The 16,723-nt window shown below is 24.3% G+C and carries 16 protein-coding genes; 4 read left to right on the forward strand and 12 right to left on the reverse strand.

Features of this window, described 5'->3' with window-relative positions:
- Window positions 1-6 precede the first annotated feature (6 nt).
- The 3 genes from miaA (at window position 7) to ACQPVP_RS07180 (ending at window position 2,626) form a co-directional block, all read left to right on the forward strand.
- On the forward strand, window positions 7-933 hold the full coding sequence (gene miaA / locus ACQPVP_RS07170) for a tRNA (adenosine(37)-N6)-dimethylallyltransferase MiaA (RefSeq protein ID WP_430848575.1): 927 nt from the start codon (window positions 7-9) through the stop codon (window positions 931-933).
- Between the two features lie 33 nt (window positions 934-966).
- Entirely contained in the window at window positions 967-1,200 is a 234-nt protein-coding gene (gene hfq, locus ACQPVP_RS07175) for an RNA chaperone Hfq (protein ID WP_430848577.1), read from the forward strand.
- 142 nt (window positions 1,201-1,342) lie between these two features.
- Window positions 1,343-2,626, forward strand: a complete 1,284-nt coding sequence (locus ACQPVP_RS07180) for an aminotransferase class I/II-fold pyridoxal phosphate-dependent enzyme (protein ID WP_430848579.1) — start codon at window positions 1,343-1,345, stop codon at window positions 2,624-2,626.
- 97 nt (window positions 2,627-2,723) lie between these two features.
- On the opposite strand, the gene ACQPVP_RS07185 is transcribed toward ACQPVP_RS07180, so the two are convergent.
- Together ACQPVP_RS07185 and lexA are read right to left on the reverse strand one after the other, a co-directional pair.
- Entirely contained in the window at window positions 2,724-3,299 is a 576-nt protein-coding gene (locus ACQPVP_RS07185; protein ID WP_430848581.1) for a metalloprotease family protein, read from the reverse strand.
- Window positions 3,300-3,360: 61 nt separating this feature from the next.
- Window positions 3,361-3,963 (reverse strand): transcriptional repressor LexA, encoded by a 603-nt coding sequence (gene lexA, locus ACQPVP_RS07190; RefSeq protein WP_430848583.1) that lies wholly within the window; start codon window positions 3,961-3,963, stop codon window positions 3,361-3,363.
- Between the two features lie 165 nt (window positions 3,964-4,128).
- Here lexA and ACQPVP_RS07195 point away from each other — a divergent pair, with 165 nt between their 5' ends.
- Window positions 4,129-4,497 (forward strand): hypothetical protein, encoded by a 369-nt coding sequence (locus tag ACQPVP_RS07195; RefSeq protein WP_430848585.1) that lies wholly within the window; start codon window positions 4,129-4,131, stop codon window positions 4,495-4,497.
- A 120-nt stretch (window positions 4,498-4,617) separates the two neighbouring features.
- Here ACQPVP_RS07195 and ACQPVP_RS07200 read toward each other — a convergent pair whose 3' ends face one another.
- The 10 genes from ACQPVP_RS07200 to ACQPVP_RS07245 form a co-directional block, all read right to left on the reverse strand.
- Window positions 4,618-5,613: a tyrosine recombinase XerC gene (locus tag ACQPVP_RS07200; protein ID WP_430848786.1), complete on the reverse strand. Its 996-nt coding sequence runs from the start codon at window positions 5,611-5,613 to the stop codon at window positions 4,618-4,620.
- A gap of 568 nt (window positions 5,614-6,181) precedes the next feature.
- On the reverse strand, window positions 6,182-7,684 hold the full coding sequence (locus ACQPVP_RS07205) for a DUF2828 family protein (protein ID WP_430848587.1): 1,503 nt from the start codon (window positions 7,682-7,684) through the stop codon (window positions 6,182-6,184).
- A 147-nt stretch (window positions 7,685-7,831) separates the two neighbouring features.
- Complete coding sequence (locus ACQPVP_RS07210; protein WP_430848589.1) at window positions 7,832-8,011, reverse strand: hypothetical protein; 180 nt, start codon at window positions 8,009-8,011, stop codon at window positions 7,832-7,834.
- An 83-nt stretch (window positions 8,012-8,094) separates the two neighbouring features.
- Window positions 8,095-8,703 carry an acetate uptake transporter gene (locus ACQPVP_RS07215; protein ID WP_430848591.1) on the reverse strand — a complete coding sequence of 203 codons (609 nt, stop codon included), beginning with the start codon at window positions 8,701-8,703 and terminating at the stop codon, window positions 8,095-8,097.
- Window positions 8,704-8,782: 79 nt separating this feature from the next.
- Window positions 8,783-9,916: a DHHW family protein gene (locus ACQPVP_RS07220; protein WP_430848593.1), complete on the reverse strand. Its 1,134-nt coding sequence runs from the start codon at window positions 9,914-9,916 to the stop codon at window positions 8,783-8,785.
- A 27-nt stretch (window positions 9,917-9,943) separates the two neighbouring features.
- Window positions 9,944-11,314, reverse strand: a complete 1,371-nt coding sequence (locus ACQPVP_RS07225) for an MBOAT family O-acyltransferase (protein WP_430848595.1) — start codon at window positions 11,312-11,314, stop codon at window positions 9,944-9,946.
- A gap of 71 nt (window positions 11,315-11,385) precedes the next feature.
- Complete coding sequence (locus tag ACQPVP_RS07230) at window positions 11,386-11,850, reverse strand: DUF4358 domain-containing protein (RefSeq protein ID WP_430848597.1); 465 nt, start codon at window positions 11,848-11,850, stop codon at window positions 11,386-11,388.
- A gap of 69 nt (window positions 11,851-11,919) precedes the next feature.
- Window positions 11,920-13,830 (reverse strand): ABC-F family ATP-binding cassette domain-containing protein, encoded by a 1,911-nt coding sequence (locus ACQPVP_RS07235; protein WP_430848599.1) that lies wholly within the window; start codon window positions 13,828-13,830, stop codon window positions 11,920-11,922.
- A 91-nt stretch (window positions 13,831-13,921) separates the two neighbouring features.
- Window positions 13,922-14,428, reverse strand: coding sequence for a QueT transporter family protein (locus ACQPVP_RS07240; RefSeq protein ID WP_430848601.1), 507 nt, complete (start codon window positions 14,426-14,428; stop codon window positions 13,922-13,924).
- 257 nt (window positions 14,429-14,685) lie between these two features.
- Window positions 14,686-16,695 (reverse strand): hypothetical protein, encoded by a 2,010-nt coding sequence (locus ACQPVP_RS07245; RefSeq protein WP_430848602.1) that lies wholly within the window; start codon window positions 16,693-16,695, stop codon window positions 14,686-14,688.
- Between the last annotated feature and the right edge of the window lie 28 nt (window positions 16,696-16,723).

The raw sequence follows: 16,723 nt of genomic DNA on the forward strand, positions 1-16,723 counted from the left end.
GAAACAATGAAGAAAAAAGTATTAATTATTGCTGGACCAACCGCTGTTGGAAAAACTAATTTATCAATAAAACTTGCAAAAGAATTAAATGGTGAAATAGTATCAACTGATTCAATGCAAATATATAAGTACATGGATATTGGTTCTGCTAAAATTACAAATGAAGAAATGGAAGGTATACCTCATCATATGATAGATGTAGTAGGTCCGGAAACTCCTTTTTCTGTTGCTGAATATAAGAGTATGGCTATAAAATGTATTGAAGATATTTTATCAAGAAATAAATTGCCAATACTAGTAGGTGGCACTGGTCTTTATATAAATGCTCTTACTTGTAATATGAATTTTACAGAAGCAGATAGTGATGAAGAATATAGAGAGGAATTAGAACTACTTGCTGAAGAACATGGTAATGAATATATTCATAATATGCTTATAGACATAGATCCTATAAGTTATAAAGAAATTCATCCTAATAATAGAAAGAGAGTTATAAGAGCTTTAGAAGTTTATAAGCTTACAAATAAACCTTTCAGTTCATTTAATTCAGGAGATGAATTTTATAACGGATCTTATGATGTTAACTATTATGTTTTAAACATGAATAGAGAAAAGCTTTATAAAAGAATTAATCTTAGAGTAGATATTATGCTGGAAAATGGATTAATTGACGAATGTATAAAATTAAAGAGTATTGGGTATAATTCTCTTATGCAGTCAATGCAAGGTATAGGTTATAAAGAAGTATTCTATTATTTAGAGAATAAAATAACTTACGATGAAGCTATAGAGATGATAAAGAAAGGATCTAGAAACTATGCTAAAAGGCAGTTAACATGGTTTAGACGAGATCCTAGAGCTATTTTTATAAATAAAGATGATTTAAGTGAGAAAGAGATATTTATGAGAATAGTAAATGATTTAAATTCATAAAGTATATATTATAGTATTATGGAGGTGGCTTGGATGATTAAACAACCTAATAACTTACAAGATATCTTTTTAAATGGAGCTAGAAAGAATAGAATACAGGTTATTATTTATTTAACAAATGGATTTCAATTAAAAGGATACGTTAAAGGTTTTGATAGTTTTACTGTTGTTTTAGATAGTGATGGTAAACAAATGCTAGTATATAAACATGCAATCACAACTATAACTCCTTCAAAAGCAATATTATTTAACAATGATGAAGAGTAGGCAAATTTGTCTACTTTTTATTCTGTATATAAGGTAAGTATTTGAAAAAACTATAAAATGTGATAATATTATCTTTATGATAATAAAATTTTTATATAAGGAAGGGGAGTAACATATTAGATAACTAATATGTAGGTATACTATGCTTAAACAAACAGAAGATTTGATGATGAAAACTCTAAACTTTAAAGAAAACACTTTTGAATTATATAAGAAGGCCTTAAAGGATGTAGAAGAGGTTTTTAGTTCTTATGATGATATAAGAGAATACAATCAATTAAAAGTATTAAAGGCTTTTCAAGATGAGAGAATAAGTGAGTCACATTTTACTAATTCATCAGGATATGGTTACGACGATATAGGAAGAGATTCATTAGATAAGGTATATGCAAGAGTATTTAATACTGAAAGTGCTTTAGTTAGACCTCACTTTGTCAATGGTACACATGCAATAGGATGTGCTCTTATGGGAAATTTAAGAACTGGAGACACTATGGTATGTATTTCAGGAGCTCCATATGATACTCTTCATAATATTATAGGTATAAGCGGTAAAGAAAATATAGGATCTCTTAAGGAATATGGAGTTAACTATAAACAAGTTGATTTGAAAGATGGAAAATTTGATTTTGAAAAAATAAGAGAAGTATTATCAAATGATGATAAAATAAAATTAGTACATATACAAAGAAGTACAGGATATGGGTGGAGAAATTCTTTCTTAGTAAGTGAACTTGGAGAAGTAATTAAATTTGTAAAAGATATAAGAAAAGATGTAATAGTATTTGTGGATAACTGCTATGGTGAATTTATTGATACTATTGAACCAACAGATGTTGGAGCAGATTTAATTTCAGGATCACTTATTAAAAATATAGGTGGTGGAATAGCTCCAACAGGAGGATATATAGCAGGTAAAGCTAAATATGTTGAACAAGCTGCTTATAGATTAACGACTCCAGGAATAGGAGGAGAGTGTGGTTCAACTTTTGGCGTTATGAGACAATTATATCAAGGTTTATTTTTAGCACCTCATATAGCAATGGAAGCTGTAAAGGGAGCTGTATTTTGTTCTAGAATAATGGAACTTGCTGGCTTTGAAGTTCTTCCTAAATACAATGAAAAAAGAAGTGATATAATTCAAGCTATTAAATTTGGTGACAAAGATAAATTAATTCAATTTTGTAAGGGAATACAAAAAGGTTCACCTATAGATTCTTTTGTTGAATGTGAACCATGGGCTATGCCAGGATATACTGATGAGGTTATAATGGCAGCTGGAGCATTTATTCAAGGTTCTTCTATTGAATTATCTGCAGATGCACCTATTAGAGAACCTTATATCGCTTATCTTCAAGGTGGATTAACTTTCGATCATGCAAAGATAGGTATACTGATTTCTCTAAATAATATTTTAAATAATTAATAAAAAGTGTGATATATATTATTCTTATTTTTCAATGTAATAAGCATTTTAATAAGAATTACTATATCACACTTTTATAATAGAAACTTTTACATATCTATAAATAAAAAATAATTTGATTTGTAGAAAGCTTAATCTTACTCCCTTTAGAATATTTTTTAATTATTAAAATTAAATAAATAATATCTTTTGTAGCTATAATAGCTGATGAAGAAGCTAATAAATATAAATACATATTAAATTCCAGTATATAGCTAGCTATAGTTGGTATAATGGCTAGTAGTATAAAAGGAATTATTATAGACATAATAATCCTTACTATAGATATATTTATTCTTGATGATATATCTATGGCAAGCGTATACGGATTCACCTGTAGATTAATAGTATCTTTATTGAATACTTTAGGTAAAAATAAAGCCTTTAAAAATGAATAGGGAAAGTCTATAAATATATATGAAATAATAAGTAAACTTAGAAATTTAATACCTACCTTTATATAATTTTCACCAAGGAAGAATAAACTATATCCTAGACCAAATGCGTATACCATAGCTACAATAACTTTTGAAATTAAGACTATAGTAGAAAATTTACCTTTATCTATAAGAGTGTTTTCATCAACCATTGATTCATTCAGGATTTGATCTTTTTTTAAAATGGAAACTTTCAAAACAAACCTCCTTCAAAACATAAAAAAATAAAGTCATACAATATTGTATGACTTATAATTATTAATATGCTCTAAATAGACCAACTAATTTTCCTAATATACTGCAATCATCAACAATAATAGGAGATAAACTATCATTTTCTGGTTGAAGCCTTATATGATCCTTTTCTTTATAAAATGTTTTTATCGTAGCTTCATTTTCTATTAATGCTACAATTATTTCACCATTTTGGGCCGTTTGCGCTTTTTCTATTATAGCATAATCACCGTCGTTTATTCCTACTTTAATCATACTATTTCCTGTAACTTTAAGTATAAAAAGTTCATCATTATGCTTTACATAATCTATAGGAATAGGAAACGTATCTTCAATATTTTCAGTAGCTAAGATTGGTGCCCCAGCTGTTACTTTTCCGATTATAGGTATATTTAACATTTCTTTTTTGTTATTAGACATTTCTATGATTTCAAGAGCTCTTGGCTTAGTAGGATCTCTTCTAATAAGACCTTTTTTCTCTAATCTTTTTAAATGTCCGTGAACTGTTGAAGTTGATCTTAAATTTACAGCTTCGCAAATTTCTCTTACTGAGGGTGGATAGCCCTTATTCTCTGTATATATCTTTAAAAACTCATAGATTTCTAATTGTTTATCGCTTGCTTCCATTACAAAACACCTCACTTTATTGGAAATATTATAACATAGAATGATTATAATATCAAACTTATGTTCTTTAATGATATTTTCTATAATATAATTTGATTATTTTAAATAACTTTGATATAATATGTTTTACGTTTAAATTTGAAAAGAATCATAGGTGGTGTTTTAGTGAATATTAATAAATATACTGATGACGATATATGTGATATATATCCCAATAGAATATGTGACAACTGTGGTGATTGTCTAAAAGAACAAGGTATAGATGTTAGAGCAATTAAAATAGAAGATATAGCTAAGAATGTTGAAGAAAATGAGTTTTTGGAAGCAGAATATAAGAAAATGCTCGAAGCATTAAAAGACGAAGAAAATTCTAGATTAGAAGAAGTTAGCGAACATGGAGATGAAGATTCTTTAGAATATGTAGATGCATTTGATCATATAGAATATATCGATGACTTAGATTATTTAGAAGAAGATTTTGATGATGCAACAGAAGAAATCTTTCCTGGTTTTAGAAGATTAAAGAAAAAGTAATATATAGAAAAAATGAATATCTTATAATTTAAATAGTGTAGTAGGTATTAAGTTTTATCTTAATACCTACATTTATTATATAAGAAACTCGTTCTATTAAAGTTAAATAATTTATGATTTCTACAACTTAGAAAGTGGGTTAGACTTAACTGCATCTCTTAATATTTCTTCATCTACGTGTGTATAAATTTGAGTAGTAGATATATTTTCGTGACCTAATATGCTTTGTAAACTTCTAATATCCACATTACCATGCTTGTACATTAATGTAGCTGCTGTATGTCTTAATTTGTGTGGAGTATATTTTTCATCTCTTAAACCAGAATTAGAAATATGTTTCTTAACTAATAATTCTACAGTCCTTTTGTTTATAGGTTTGGAGCGGGAGGAGAGTAGTAGATACTCTTTATCCTCAGGAATACATTTAGAGTCATTTCTAACCTTTAGATAATTATTTATAGACTTTATACAAGCTTCATTTAAGTAAACAGTTCTTTCTTTATTACCTTTACCTATAATAGTTAGAGTATCTCCCTTTATTTTATCCATTCTTATACTACAAAGTTCAGATAAACGCATTCCACAATTTAAAAATAAAGTTAGTATACAATAATCTCTATAATAATTATTACTATTTTCATCAAGAGAATTTAATAAATTTAAACTTTCATCTAAGGTTAAATAAATTGGATGTCTTTTATTAATTTTCGGAGATTCTAGATCTAAAGTTGGATTATCTTCAATAATCTTAGCTTTACCTTGAAGAAATTTAAAATAAGATTTTAAAGCAGCAACTTTTCTAGCTCTAGCATAGTTACCATTACCTCTTTGTTTTTCAGCAAAATTTAAAAAGGCATAAATATCTGTTAGTTTTATATTTCTTAAAAAATAATTATCGATATCTTTTATATCAACTTCATGGAATTCTAAAGATTCATCAAACACTAAACCTTTATAGATTTTTAAAAATTTAAAAAACATAGATAAATCAATTTCATATCCTTTAATAGTATTAATAGATTTTCCTTTTATAGTTTCTAAATAATTTAAGAATTCTATTAAAGATTGTGGTAAATTTTTAATTTCAACTTTTTCAATTCCATACTTATTTCTTATTGTATCTATAGTTGAAATTTTATTTTCATCAGATTTTAAATTTATATTTGAATATGCATTTTTCTTTTGCAATTTCTGACCTTTTTTAATAGTTCTGTTAATACCAAGTTCTTTTAACCATATTTGAATATTACGAACTCCAGTATTGTAAATTTCAGATAGCTGAACTGTAGAGAATTTGTGTATTTCAGTTAATTTATACAAATCCTCAATTATATACTCATAACCTCGTTCAGATCCTAAACTATAGTAATTAGAGTAAACTAAGTGAAGTTTTTTCTTATCTTTATTTGATAAATCTATGTTTAAAAGTTGTTTTATATCATCACTATAATTAAAATCTTTGTATTTATATGTTATTTTTCGTATTGTAGACATTTTTTCACCTCAATTATATCTTGTTAAGCCTTGATTTTATTATATCACAGCCATTTTCAGCTTGCAATATTACGAAATTCACTAAATGTATATTTAGCGAAATTAATATAAAAGATTAATATGTATTTTGATAAAATATATATTAACCATATTAAATATTATGTAAACTAAATATGAAATAAATATGATTTTATATCATATTTATTTCATATTTGCTTTTATCAAATTTATTTATTAAGAATTTTGTTCTATTTATTTCTTTACATCCCAATAAAAAACTCCATATATTTTTACTATATCCATTAATAATTATGAATTTATCATGTTTTTTTATATAAAAATTTTCATTGAAGTTATTCAAATTCCACAGTTTTATTTTAGGCATTTCATAGCCGGCTTTAATCCATTTTTCATTGATCTCATCTATATTATCAAATTTTAAGTCATTCTCATTATTGTAAATAAACAATATAGATTTTGGTGAAAAACTCTTTTCAAAATTCTTTTTAATTAATGTAAATAAAATCAAATCCATACCATTGTTAAAGTTTATATTATCATTAGTATAATAAAAAAATAAATTGCATAAATGAGAAAATAAATTCTCTTCATCTATTTTTTTGAATTTAGGAGTTTTATTATAGTATAAATAATAATCTTTGAATGCGTTGAAATTTATTTTTTTGTATAAAAGCATCGCTTTTATTAATACTTTAATTTCTTTATAATTTTTATTTATTTCTCCTTTTTCTATTCCATTAATTATAAAAGTATCCTCTAAATTCTCTATATTCTCAATTATTTTTAAAATTTCATTATTGCATAAATTTAAAATCATCCTATTGTTTTCTATATTGTTACTATTAATAATAATATTATTATTAATAGTATTCGGAAAATAATTAATTAAATTTATATTAGATATATTTTTAATATTCTTATTAAAAAATATATTATCAATATTCTCTAAAAATAATTTATTCTCAATAAATAAATTATTTTTTATTTTTAAAAAATTTTCCTTATCATTTCTCAAAAAAGCCTTTTTATACTTCATTAAAACAGAGGGAGATATATTATCATAATTAATATCCCTATAATTAGAAGTTCTAATATTATTTTCAACTAAATTTGATTTTTTTCTCAAATCAGTAAGTAGTATCCTATATTCTTTGCTAGAGTATCCAAGTAATAATTTAGTTTTAGTTGCTAAAGCTTTAGTTCTTTTAGAAGATGTGTTTTCAGATTTTAACCACTTTGCTAAAGTAGATGGATATTCAGTATTTATATCTTTTTGTAGTTGCTTTTTAAAAATATTAATGACATTACTTTCCAAAGGTGTTTCGAACAGCGAATAATAATCATCCCATCTACCATATAAACTAATTAAGTGTAGATTATTCATTAAAATATCAGTTTCATTTTCTCCTAAAAATCTTAATAAAACTCTAAATATACGCCGCTCTCCTAGTCCTCCCCTAATATCTCTTATAAAAAATAGAAATTTAATCCCAAGTAATTTATCAGAGTAGAAAATAGGTTTAAAAGAAAGTATTATTCTTTCTTCTGAAGCTACTCTTAAGTAATCAATATCATTAAGAAATTCAAAAATATAGTCAATACATGTTATATCGATATCTATATTAGATATTTTATACAATTCTTCTCTTATTTTTTTTAAAGCCTTAGACATACTTACCTCCTTATAATAATCAAGACACATTTATATAAAAAGCTGTTAGTGTCTTATCAAGATACATATTTGTTATTTTAGCTGTAAGTATCTTTGCATTATTATTATATTGTAAAGTCTAAGGCTTTAGAACATAATTTATATATATTATTCTATAATTTTAACAATTAAATTATTTAAAATTAATTCAGATTTAGATGAACCCTTTTTAAAGCATCTAATTTGTTTATACTCCACTTTATTTAAATTTAAATCAACTATATCTATTTTTTCTCCCTCATACACAATTGGATCTTTTTTACCTTTTAAAAATATAGAAACTTTCATATATAACTTCCCTTCCTAAATAAAAAATAGTGTTACAGTATAATAAAACTATAACACTATTTCGTTAAATGTCCTATATAAAATTATCTAAAAATATTAAACGGCTTTCCAACAGGTAAGAATATTTTCCCAAAATGCTTATTTAAAACAGCTGCTCCAGATCCGTAGAATGATAGAATCGCAATACCTAATTCAGAATACGCCGCTATGTTATGAGAAATATGAGGTATTATATTGAATGCATTTAAAGCTAGTCCTATGAATAAGAAATCAATTAAAACAAAAATCATAAATAAAACCTTATGAGTTTCCATTGCTCCTATAGTCATAAATAAAGTAAAAATTAAATATGCTAAAAATGCAAAACCTAATTGTTTTGAATCAGCTGCTGATGCAAGCTTTTCTCCAAAAACACCATTTTGTATAAACCATGTCATTCCCATTGAATACCAGAAGAATGCATATGCTCCAAATGCAGTTGCACCAAATGTATTGTTATGCTTGAAATCATTTATACAAGCCACTAATTGAGCAGTTGCTCCTAAAAATAAAGCCCATGGTAAAACTAATGAAACACCACTAGTTAAACCTAATTTTTGAGATGAAGCAACTAATGTTATAACTGCTAATCCAAATAACCCTAAAGCTGAAGGATCAGCTACTAAGATTTTAACTTCTTTTGTATCTTTCATAATTTCCTCCTAAATTTTTAAAATGCCTTAAAAAGGTTATCAAATAATTTTCTTTTTGTCAATAACATATAAATATTTTTTAGTATTTAAGCTTAGATATATTCAAATCTTCAGATATATTTTTCAAATTATACATAATTATTACATTATCGAAATTATGACCTTCAAAAAAATCATTGAAATTATTACCAAAACTTCTCAAATCTACTATATAAGTTTCTTTGTAATTATTAACTATAAACTGTATAAATGAATTTGCATAAGAGTCTTTTATTATTAATATTTTAGAATTATCATTTTTATTATTATTTTTAACTAAAGTAATAGCATTGTTACCTTTTAAAAAAGCCGAATACTTATCACTACTACTCCACTTACTATCATCATTTATATTATCAACCTTTAAATTATCCACAAAAACCTCTATATTATCAATATCATAATAATCAATCCTATCTGCTTTTGCATCCATCTTTTTACTTTTAGAGAAATACGTTCCATAAAAATCAGTAACAGTATTTTTTTTCAAATTATTTATATCAATTGGTAATATACTATTTTGTTTACAGTATTCTAAATAAGCTAAATAAGCTCCATATGAAGTCCAGTGATGATCAGTTCTATAATAAATATAACTATCTTTATTATGTTTCAAACTTTCTACTATATCTATACTTTTTACATTATTAAAATTATCAAATTCAGAATATATACTATTTATGTATCTTTCTTCATCAACTAATTTTATTCCATAAGGTAAAAAATCTTTATATATAGTAAAAGACTCTGGTATTATCATTAAATTAAAATTCAAGCTATCATATTTAGATATAAAACTATTTATTATAGATATATTTTTACTCAAATTATCTTTATCAATATTTTGAAATTTATCAAAAAGAAAATCTTTTTTTCCATAAACCACATTATTATTTTCTTTTTTCCCTAATATATTTTCAGAAATTGATTTTATATTAATCCATTTATCTCTAAATATAAACTGATCATTTATATATCTATCATAGTTGTTAAAAAATCTTCCTTCTATAAAAGAACTATAATAGAATTTTGGTTTTTGAGCCAGAGAACGATTTTCATACTCTGAAAATGTAATATCCTTATTAAATACATCTAAGGCTGTAAAAATTATAATAATACTTGTAAAGAAAATAGTCATAGGATATTTTTTGATTTTTTTTAAAATTTGTATCATAATTAAATCTTCCTTTATTAAGTTTTTTTAAAATCTAAAATATAAAAAAGGATTATAGGTACTATCTACTAAGTAAGCTATTGATAAAATAAATAAAGCAAACATAATAATTATTTTTATACTATCATTAAGTTTATTATATATTTTTAATATCAACGGGGTAGAGCATAAGATACAAATCAATAAAATTATAAAGTAATTTTTTATATAATAAATCCACTCAATGGAATAGTTAAAGGTAAACATTTTTTTCAAGTAAAGACACAATAATTTTATATTATCTATTGCAAATATGCACCAACCAATCAACAAAAAGAAAATTGTATATATACGAGAAAAAATTTTATGCCTCTCTAAAAAATTTTTTATAAACCTACTTTCTATATAAACTAATACAAAGAAATATAATCCCCAAATAATAAATGTATATTCAGCTCCATGCCAAAATCCTGTAAAGAACCATAATATCAATAAATTAAAAAAATATCTTCTTCTCCCTACTCTATTTCCTCCAAGTGGTATATAAATATATTCTTTAAGCCATGAACTTAATGTAATATGCCATCGCCTCCAAAATTCCCTTATACTTTTTGATATATACGGAAAATCAAAATTCTTCGGGAAAGTAAATCCTAACATTTTTCCAAGTCCTATAGCCATAGATGAATATCCACTAAAATCAAAATATATTTGAAATGAAAATGCTAATACTCCAAGCCAAGCTAAAGGTGTCGTTATATCGCTAATATTTTTACTATATATTTCAGTCCAGAGCATACCTATATTATTAGCTAAAAGTACCTTTTTGGCCAATCCCATTATAAATATTTTTATACCTTCTTCTATATTAGTAAGTTCTATTTTTCTATTTTTTATTTCTTTATCTATATCACTATATTTCACTATTGGTCCAGCTATAAGTTGAGGAAATGATGATACAAATGCTCCAAAATCAATTATATTTCTTTCTGCCTTAACCTCTCCTCTATATATATCTATTGAATATGATAATGTTTGAAAAGAATAGAAGCTTATACCAAGAGGTAATGTTATATTCAATTCATTTATGGAGAATCCTAAAATCATATTTATATTATTAATAAAAAAGTTGAAATATTTAAAGAAAAATAACGAACCCATATTAAATAAAATAGATATTAATAAAAAATACTTACATTTCTTTCTGTTATCAAAGTTATTTTCTATATTTATCCCGACAAAATAATCTACTAAAATAGATGCAATCATAATGATAAAATATTTAGGCTCTCCAAAAGAATAAAATAAAAGACTTCCTATAAGTAGAATTAAATTTCTATATTTTATTGGTGATAAAATATATGTTATAAAAAATACAGGTAAAAATCTGAAAATAAATAAAAGACTACTAAAAACCATAAAGTTCTCCTAAATATATATTTATTAAAAAAACTAGATAAGAACATTCTTATCTAGTTTCTACCTATTTCCTATTCAAAACATTCATTAACTGCTTCTTCTGCTGATTTAACATCCTCATTTATTAAAAGTATAACATAATTTCCTTTTTCAGTTAATACAGCATTTTCAGTCTTTTCTTTTTGATCTGGTAAATAAGCGTTATTTTTTTCTGTGTCTAACATTTCTTGTAGAGCATTTTTTACAGATTCAACCTTACCATCTTTTGCTTTTACTATTGCAGTAACATCAGCCGAGTTCATTATCATAGCTTTAGTTATAGCATACTCTTCTACATCTTCTAAATTTATATTAGTTAAATCCGAAATTGTTGAATCATCTAGTTCCATAGGCATTTGCATTGGTGCTTTTTCTTCAACTTTTGCAACAATATCTGCTACTGTTATTCCCTCTTTTAATTCTGAACTCTTAGTTTCACAAGCAACTAAAGAAACACATACTAATATACCACTTAATATTTTAGCAATTTTTTTCATTATTTCTCTCCTTCTTTGTTGTATTTCCCATAAATTATACTATATGAATTATAGATTTTAAATAAAAATTTAAATTTTCCTATATTCCTTTATTTTTTTATCTAATTCTTCTAGATACTCTAATCTTTCATATTTAAATAAAAGTTCTTCTTCCAATCCTTCTTTTTCTTTTATTAATTCATTTAAAAGCCCATAATTACTAGCATTTCCCAGCATTTTTTCTTCTAATGCTTCTATATTTTTTTCAAGACCTTCTATAACATCATAGATTTCCTCAAATTCTTTTTGTTCTTTAAAAGTAAACTTAGGCCTTTCATCTTTATTTTTATAACTTTTATCCAATATTTTCTTAGTTTTTTCTTTATCTTTTATTTCTGGATTTTTTATATTTTCATATTCTTTATTTAATAAATAATCACTATAGTTACCTGTATACTCTTTTATTAATCCATTTCCTTCGTAAGAAAATATTTTATTACATAGTCTATCTAAAAAATATCTATCATGAGATACTATTATAACTACTCCCATAAACTCATCTAAAAAATCTTCCAAAATTTTTAATGTTTCAATATCTAAATCATTTGTAGGTTCGTCTAAAATAAGAACATTAGGTGATTCCATTAAAACTCTAAGCAAATGTAATCTTCTTCTTTCACCACCTGAAAGCTTCTCTATTGGTGTATATTGCAGTATTCCATCAAATAAAAATCTTTCAGCTAATTGTGATGCTGTTATAGTATACCCATCTTCTGTTGGAATATTTTCCCCACCTTCCTTAATATAATCAATTGCTCTTTGATTTAAATCCATATTGGTATTATCTTGTGAAAAAGTGCCTATACTAACTGTATCACCGATTTCTATAATACCATTATCAGGCTTTATATATCCATTTATCATATTTATTAAAGTAGTTTTACCAGCACCATTTTTACCTATAATACCTATTCTGTCACTTTTAGAAAATATATAGTTTAAATCTTTTATAAGGACTTTATCTTCATAAGATTTTGAGATATTATTAATTTCAATTATCTTTTTACCTAATCTTCTACCTATAAATGGCATTTCAACATCAGAGTTTAACGCTGTATATTCTGTATTAACTAAATCTTCAAATCTTTGAAGTCTTGCCTTTTGTTTAGTAGTTCTAGCCTTTGCCCCTCTTCTAACCCATTTTAATTCCTTTAAAATAAGTTTTTGCCTTTTCTCCTCTTTTGCCGCCTCTACCTGTAATCTTTCAGCTTTTTTTTCTAAAAAGTCACTATAGTTACCTTCATATTGATATAGTGATCCTCTATCTAATTCTAAGATTTTATTAGTAACTCTATCTAAAAAATATCTATCATGAGTTATCATAATTAAAGCACCTTTTCTAGCATTTAAAAATTCTTCTAACCATTCAATAGACTCTGAATCTAAGTGGTTAGTAGGCTCATCTAAAACTAACAATTCACAAGGTTTTATTAATGATGAAGCTAAGAATACCCTCTTTTTTTGTCCTCCTGAAAGTTCACACATTTTTTGATTAAAGTCCTTAATTCCAAGTTTAGTAAGGATTGTCTTAGCCTCACTCTCTAAATCCCACAGATTCATATTATCTATCTTACTTTGTAATTGTATAAGTTTATCATTTAACGAATTGTCTTTAGATACCTTATCTAATAATTCCTCATACTCCATTAAAAGCTTCATTTCAGTAGTATCACCCTTAAATATTTGTTCTAATACTGTGGAATTATCTTCATACTTTGTATCTTGTGCTAAATACTCTATTCTAACATTTTTACTTTTTAATACTTTTCCATCAAAAAATTCATCTCTTTCGGTTAATATCTTAAGCAAAGTTGACTTACCAGCACCATTTAACCCAATTAGTCCTATTTTATCGCCATCATTTATATTTAAATTTACGTCTTTTAATAAAACTTTTTCACTATATGTCTTATTTATATTTTCTAATGTTATTAAATTCATAACTTTCTCCTTAATGTTTATCTAGTATATAAATATATTTTAATCAAAAAAATAGGCTTAGACAACTATAAAAGTATCTAAGCCTATTTTTTTATATTAAAACTTCTTTTATTCTAGTTTTTTCAAGCAACTTAAAGACTGGAACTCCAGCAATTGTTATTACTACAAATTCTCCAAAAGCAACTTGTAACATTATAATAAATAATGATACTGTAGAATCTACACTTGATGCCCAAATAACCCATCCAACGATAAGTCCATTAAATATTGTTGGCCATAATGAAGCTACTACTAGAGCAATACCTTTACTTTTTATTATTTTAGATGTTACATATATAGCTAATACACTTATAAAAGTAGCTAAAGTTCCAAATACGATATCTAGTATTCCTAGTCCACCCAAAATATTAGCTAATAAGCAACCTAAAGTTAATCCACCTATATATATAGGATTAATAAAAGCTAACAAAACTAATATTTCTGATATTCTAAATTGAAGTGCTCCATAGCTAATTGGCGCTAATATTAATGTTAGAACAGTATAAATAGCTGCAATTAAAGCTGTTCTAACCATTTTTTTAGTTAAATCGTGTCTCATGTTTACTCCTCCATTTTTAAATATAAAAAGATGCCTATAGTACAATAGACACCTCAAGATACGAATTTAATAAAAGCTAATTTGTACAAAAATAAAAAGAGGTTTATTAAAATAAATAAAACCTCTACTAATAAAATTACACTTAATACAAATTGCAATTAATCACCGTAGTTTTGTTTATAGACAGGAGGCTTACGAACTGTCTTATTTAATTTACCTAATTAGTATATTGCAATAGATTAATATTGTCAATTACTTTATATTTCTTTTATATATTTTTCAATCTTAGTATATTCTCTATATTTATCTATCCACCAATCTCTATACCATACCCTATATATTTTAGCATCATTTTCTCTATAGTATTTAAGTTTATATATATCATTTAATAAAATGTCATAATTTAAATCTTTACCACTAGGAGATACTATAACTATTATCTTTTTCTCTGAATCATTTTTTAAGATTTCTAAATAATCCCCCTTAACATTTATATTTATTGCTAATTCCTTATCAATTAAAAAATTGTTTATTTCGTTAATTACTATGCTTTCATTATGAGAAGTTATATAATCATTATATAAATCTATGCTATTAATTCTTTTAAAATCATTTATACTATTATTTTTACTTTTAGAAAATATAATTATATTTTCTCCCAATCTATTTAATTTATTTAATATATTTTCATTTAAAATACAATACTCGTTTAATTCAACAACGATTCTTTTAAAATAGAACTTTTTCTGAATTAATTTATCTAATTCTTCTATAGAACCATTAGATATTACACAGGGGAAAAATCTATTTATTGATTCAATAGATAGATTTTTTATATTTTCCATTAATAATGAATAAGAATCTTTTAATTGATTATCCCATACACTATTGATAGCATTATATAATAAACTCTCTTTTATATAGATATCATTAAAAATATCTTCTACTATTTTATCATATTGATTATAGAGTTTAATAATATCATTATATTTGAATTCCTCTTCTTCTATTTCTAAATACAGCTTAAGTCTAGGTAAATATGATATTAAATTATTAATTTCCTTTTTTTCTTCTAAATCATCATAGCAATAATTAAGTATGTCCTTTTCTATTGGAGATAACCTATCTACTATTTCAAGATCTATCTTAGTTTTATATGCAACTTTAAATATTCTTAAATAAAATTTTAAAATTTCGTATACATCTTCTCCTCTAATAATATTTCTAAGAGTTTCAATGTAGGTTCCATCATTTAAAATTTCTTCTAAAAATGATAAATTATCTTTTAAACTGCAAATTGAATTATAGTTATTTATATATTCATCATATATTTCTTTTTGGCAACTAGTAAATAAATTTAATTTATCTTCCTTCTCTAATATTTTTTTCTTTTTAAATATATTAAACCATTTATTTTTTTTATTAATACTTAGTAAATCATGATTATATTTCAAATTAATTATACTTGATAACGAAGCAATATACTTTTCATCCATAGTATCATTTAAAAAATATAAATCAATAAAATCATTAGTATATTTTGAGTATCTTAAATTATAATTTATTGTTTTACTGCTAACTATATAATTAATTTTTTCTATCGTTTCACTTAGGAGATTATAATCTATAGGATATATTAAGCATTTAAATATATCATTATCACTGAATCTTTTGTATTTTACATAAGAAGAAATAAAACTTGAAGATAATATATTTTTACAGGATTCTTTTACTTCTGAATAAGAATATTTGTTTAGAGGTCTCTTTATTCTATATGATTTATAATACTTATAAGATAAATCATAATTATCTATCTTTCTTTCAGTAATCTCATACTTTTCTATTAGTGAAATATTATTAATATTCTTATTTAAAAATAAGCCATTAATTTGTGATAATATTTCATACTTTTTCTTAATATCTCTATTTATTAACTCTATCTTACTTATAATAGTTTTACCTGTTTGAGGATGTAAATCTAGTAATAATTCTTTTATTTTTTTATTTAAATCATTATTATGGTGAAAATCTACACTTCTTTTCCCGAGGGCTTTAAATATCTTTTGACTTAAAGTTTTGCTTTTTTCAATATTTGAAATAATTAAAACTTGCTCTTTATTATATAAATAATGAGATATAATTTCATTAATAGCTTTTAATATATCTTCTTCATTTAAATTATTTATTATTAACTTACTACTATCATTATTATTTAAAATAACATTTGAAATATAATTAAGACTTAATAGGTTAAAAGTACTTTCCATAAGTTATTTTGTTGCAAATAGCAACTTC

Source organism: Clostridium nigeriense (assembly GCF_050585265.1).
GTDB classification, from domain to species: domain Bacteria; phylum Bacillota; class Clostridia; order Clostridiales; family Clostridiaceae; genus Clostridium; species Clostridium nigeriense_B.

Bases quoted from the DNA above. Each gene is read 5' to 3' on its own strand.
- miaA (WP_430848575.1), top strand. From the start codon at position 7: ATGAAGAAAAAAGTATTAATTATTGCTGGACCAACCGCTGTTGGAAAA.
- hfq (WP_430848577.1), top strand. From the start codon at position 967: ATGATTAAACAACCTAATAACTTACAAGATATCTTTTTAAATGGAGCT.
- ACQPVP_RS07180 (WP_430848579.1), top strand. From the start codon at position 1,343: ATGCTTAAACAAACAGAAGATTTGATGATGAAAACTCTAAACTTTAAA.
- lexA (WP_430848583.1), bottom strand. From the start codon at position 3,963: ATGGAAGCAAGCGATAAACAATTAGAAATCTATGAGTTTTTAAAGATA.
- ACQPVP_RS07205 (WP_430848587.1), bottom strand. From the start codon at position 7,684: ATGTCTAAGGCTTTAAAAAAAATAAGAGAAGAATTGTATAAAATATCT.
- ACQPVP_RS07210 (WP_430848589.1), bottom strand. From the start codon at position 8,011: ATGAAAGTTTCTATATTTTTAAAAGGTAAAAAAGATCCAATTGTGTAT.
- ACQPVP_RS07215 (WP_430848591.1), bottom strand. From the start codon at position 8,703: ATGAAAGATACAAAAGAAGTTAAAATCTTAGTAGCTGATCCTTCAGCT.
- ACQPVP_RS07220 (WP_430848593.1), bottom strand. From the start codon at position 9,916: ATGATACAAATTTTAAAAAAAATCAAAAAATATCCTATGACTATTTTC.
- ACQPVP_RS07225 (WP_430848595.1), bottom strand. From the start codon at position 11,314: ATGGTTTTTAGTAGTCTTTTATTTATTTTCAGATTTTTACCTGTATTT.
- ACQPVP_RS07230 (WP_430848597.1), bottom strand. From the start codon at position 11,850: ATGAAAAAAATTGCTAAAATATTAAGTGGTATATTAGTATGTGTTTCT.
- ACQPVP_RS07235 (WP_430848599.1), bottom strand. From the start codon at position 13,830: ATGAATTTAATAACATTAGAAAATATAAATAAGACATATAGTGAAAAA.
- ACQPVP_RS07240 (WP_430848601.1), bottom strand. From the start codon at position 14,428: ATGAGACACGATTTAACTAAAAAAATGGTTAGAACAGCTTTAATTGCA.
- ACQPVP_RS07245 (WP_430848602.1), bottom strand. From the start codon at position 16,695: ATGGAAAGTACTTTTAACCTATTAAGTCTTAATTATATTTCAAATGTT.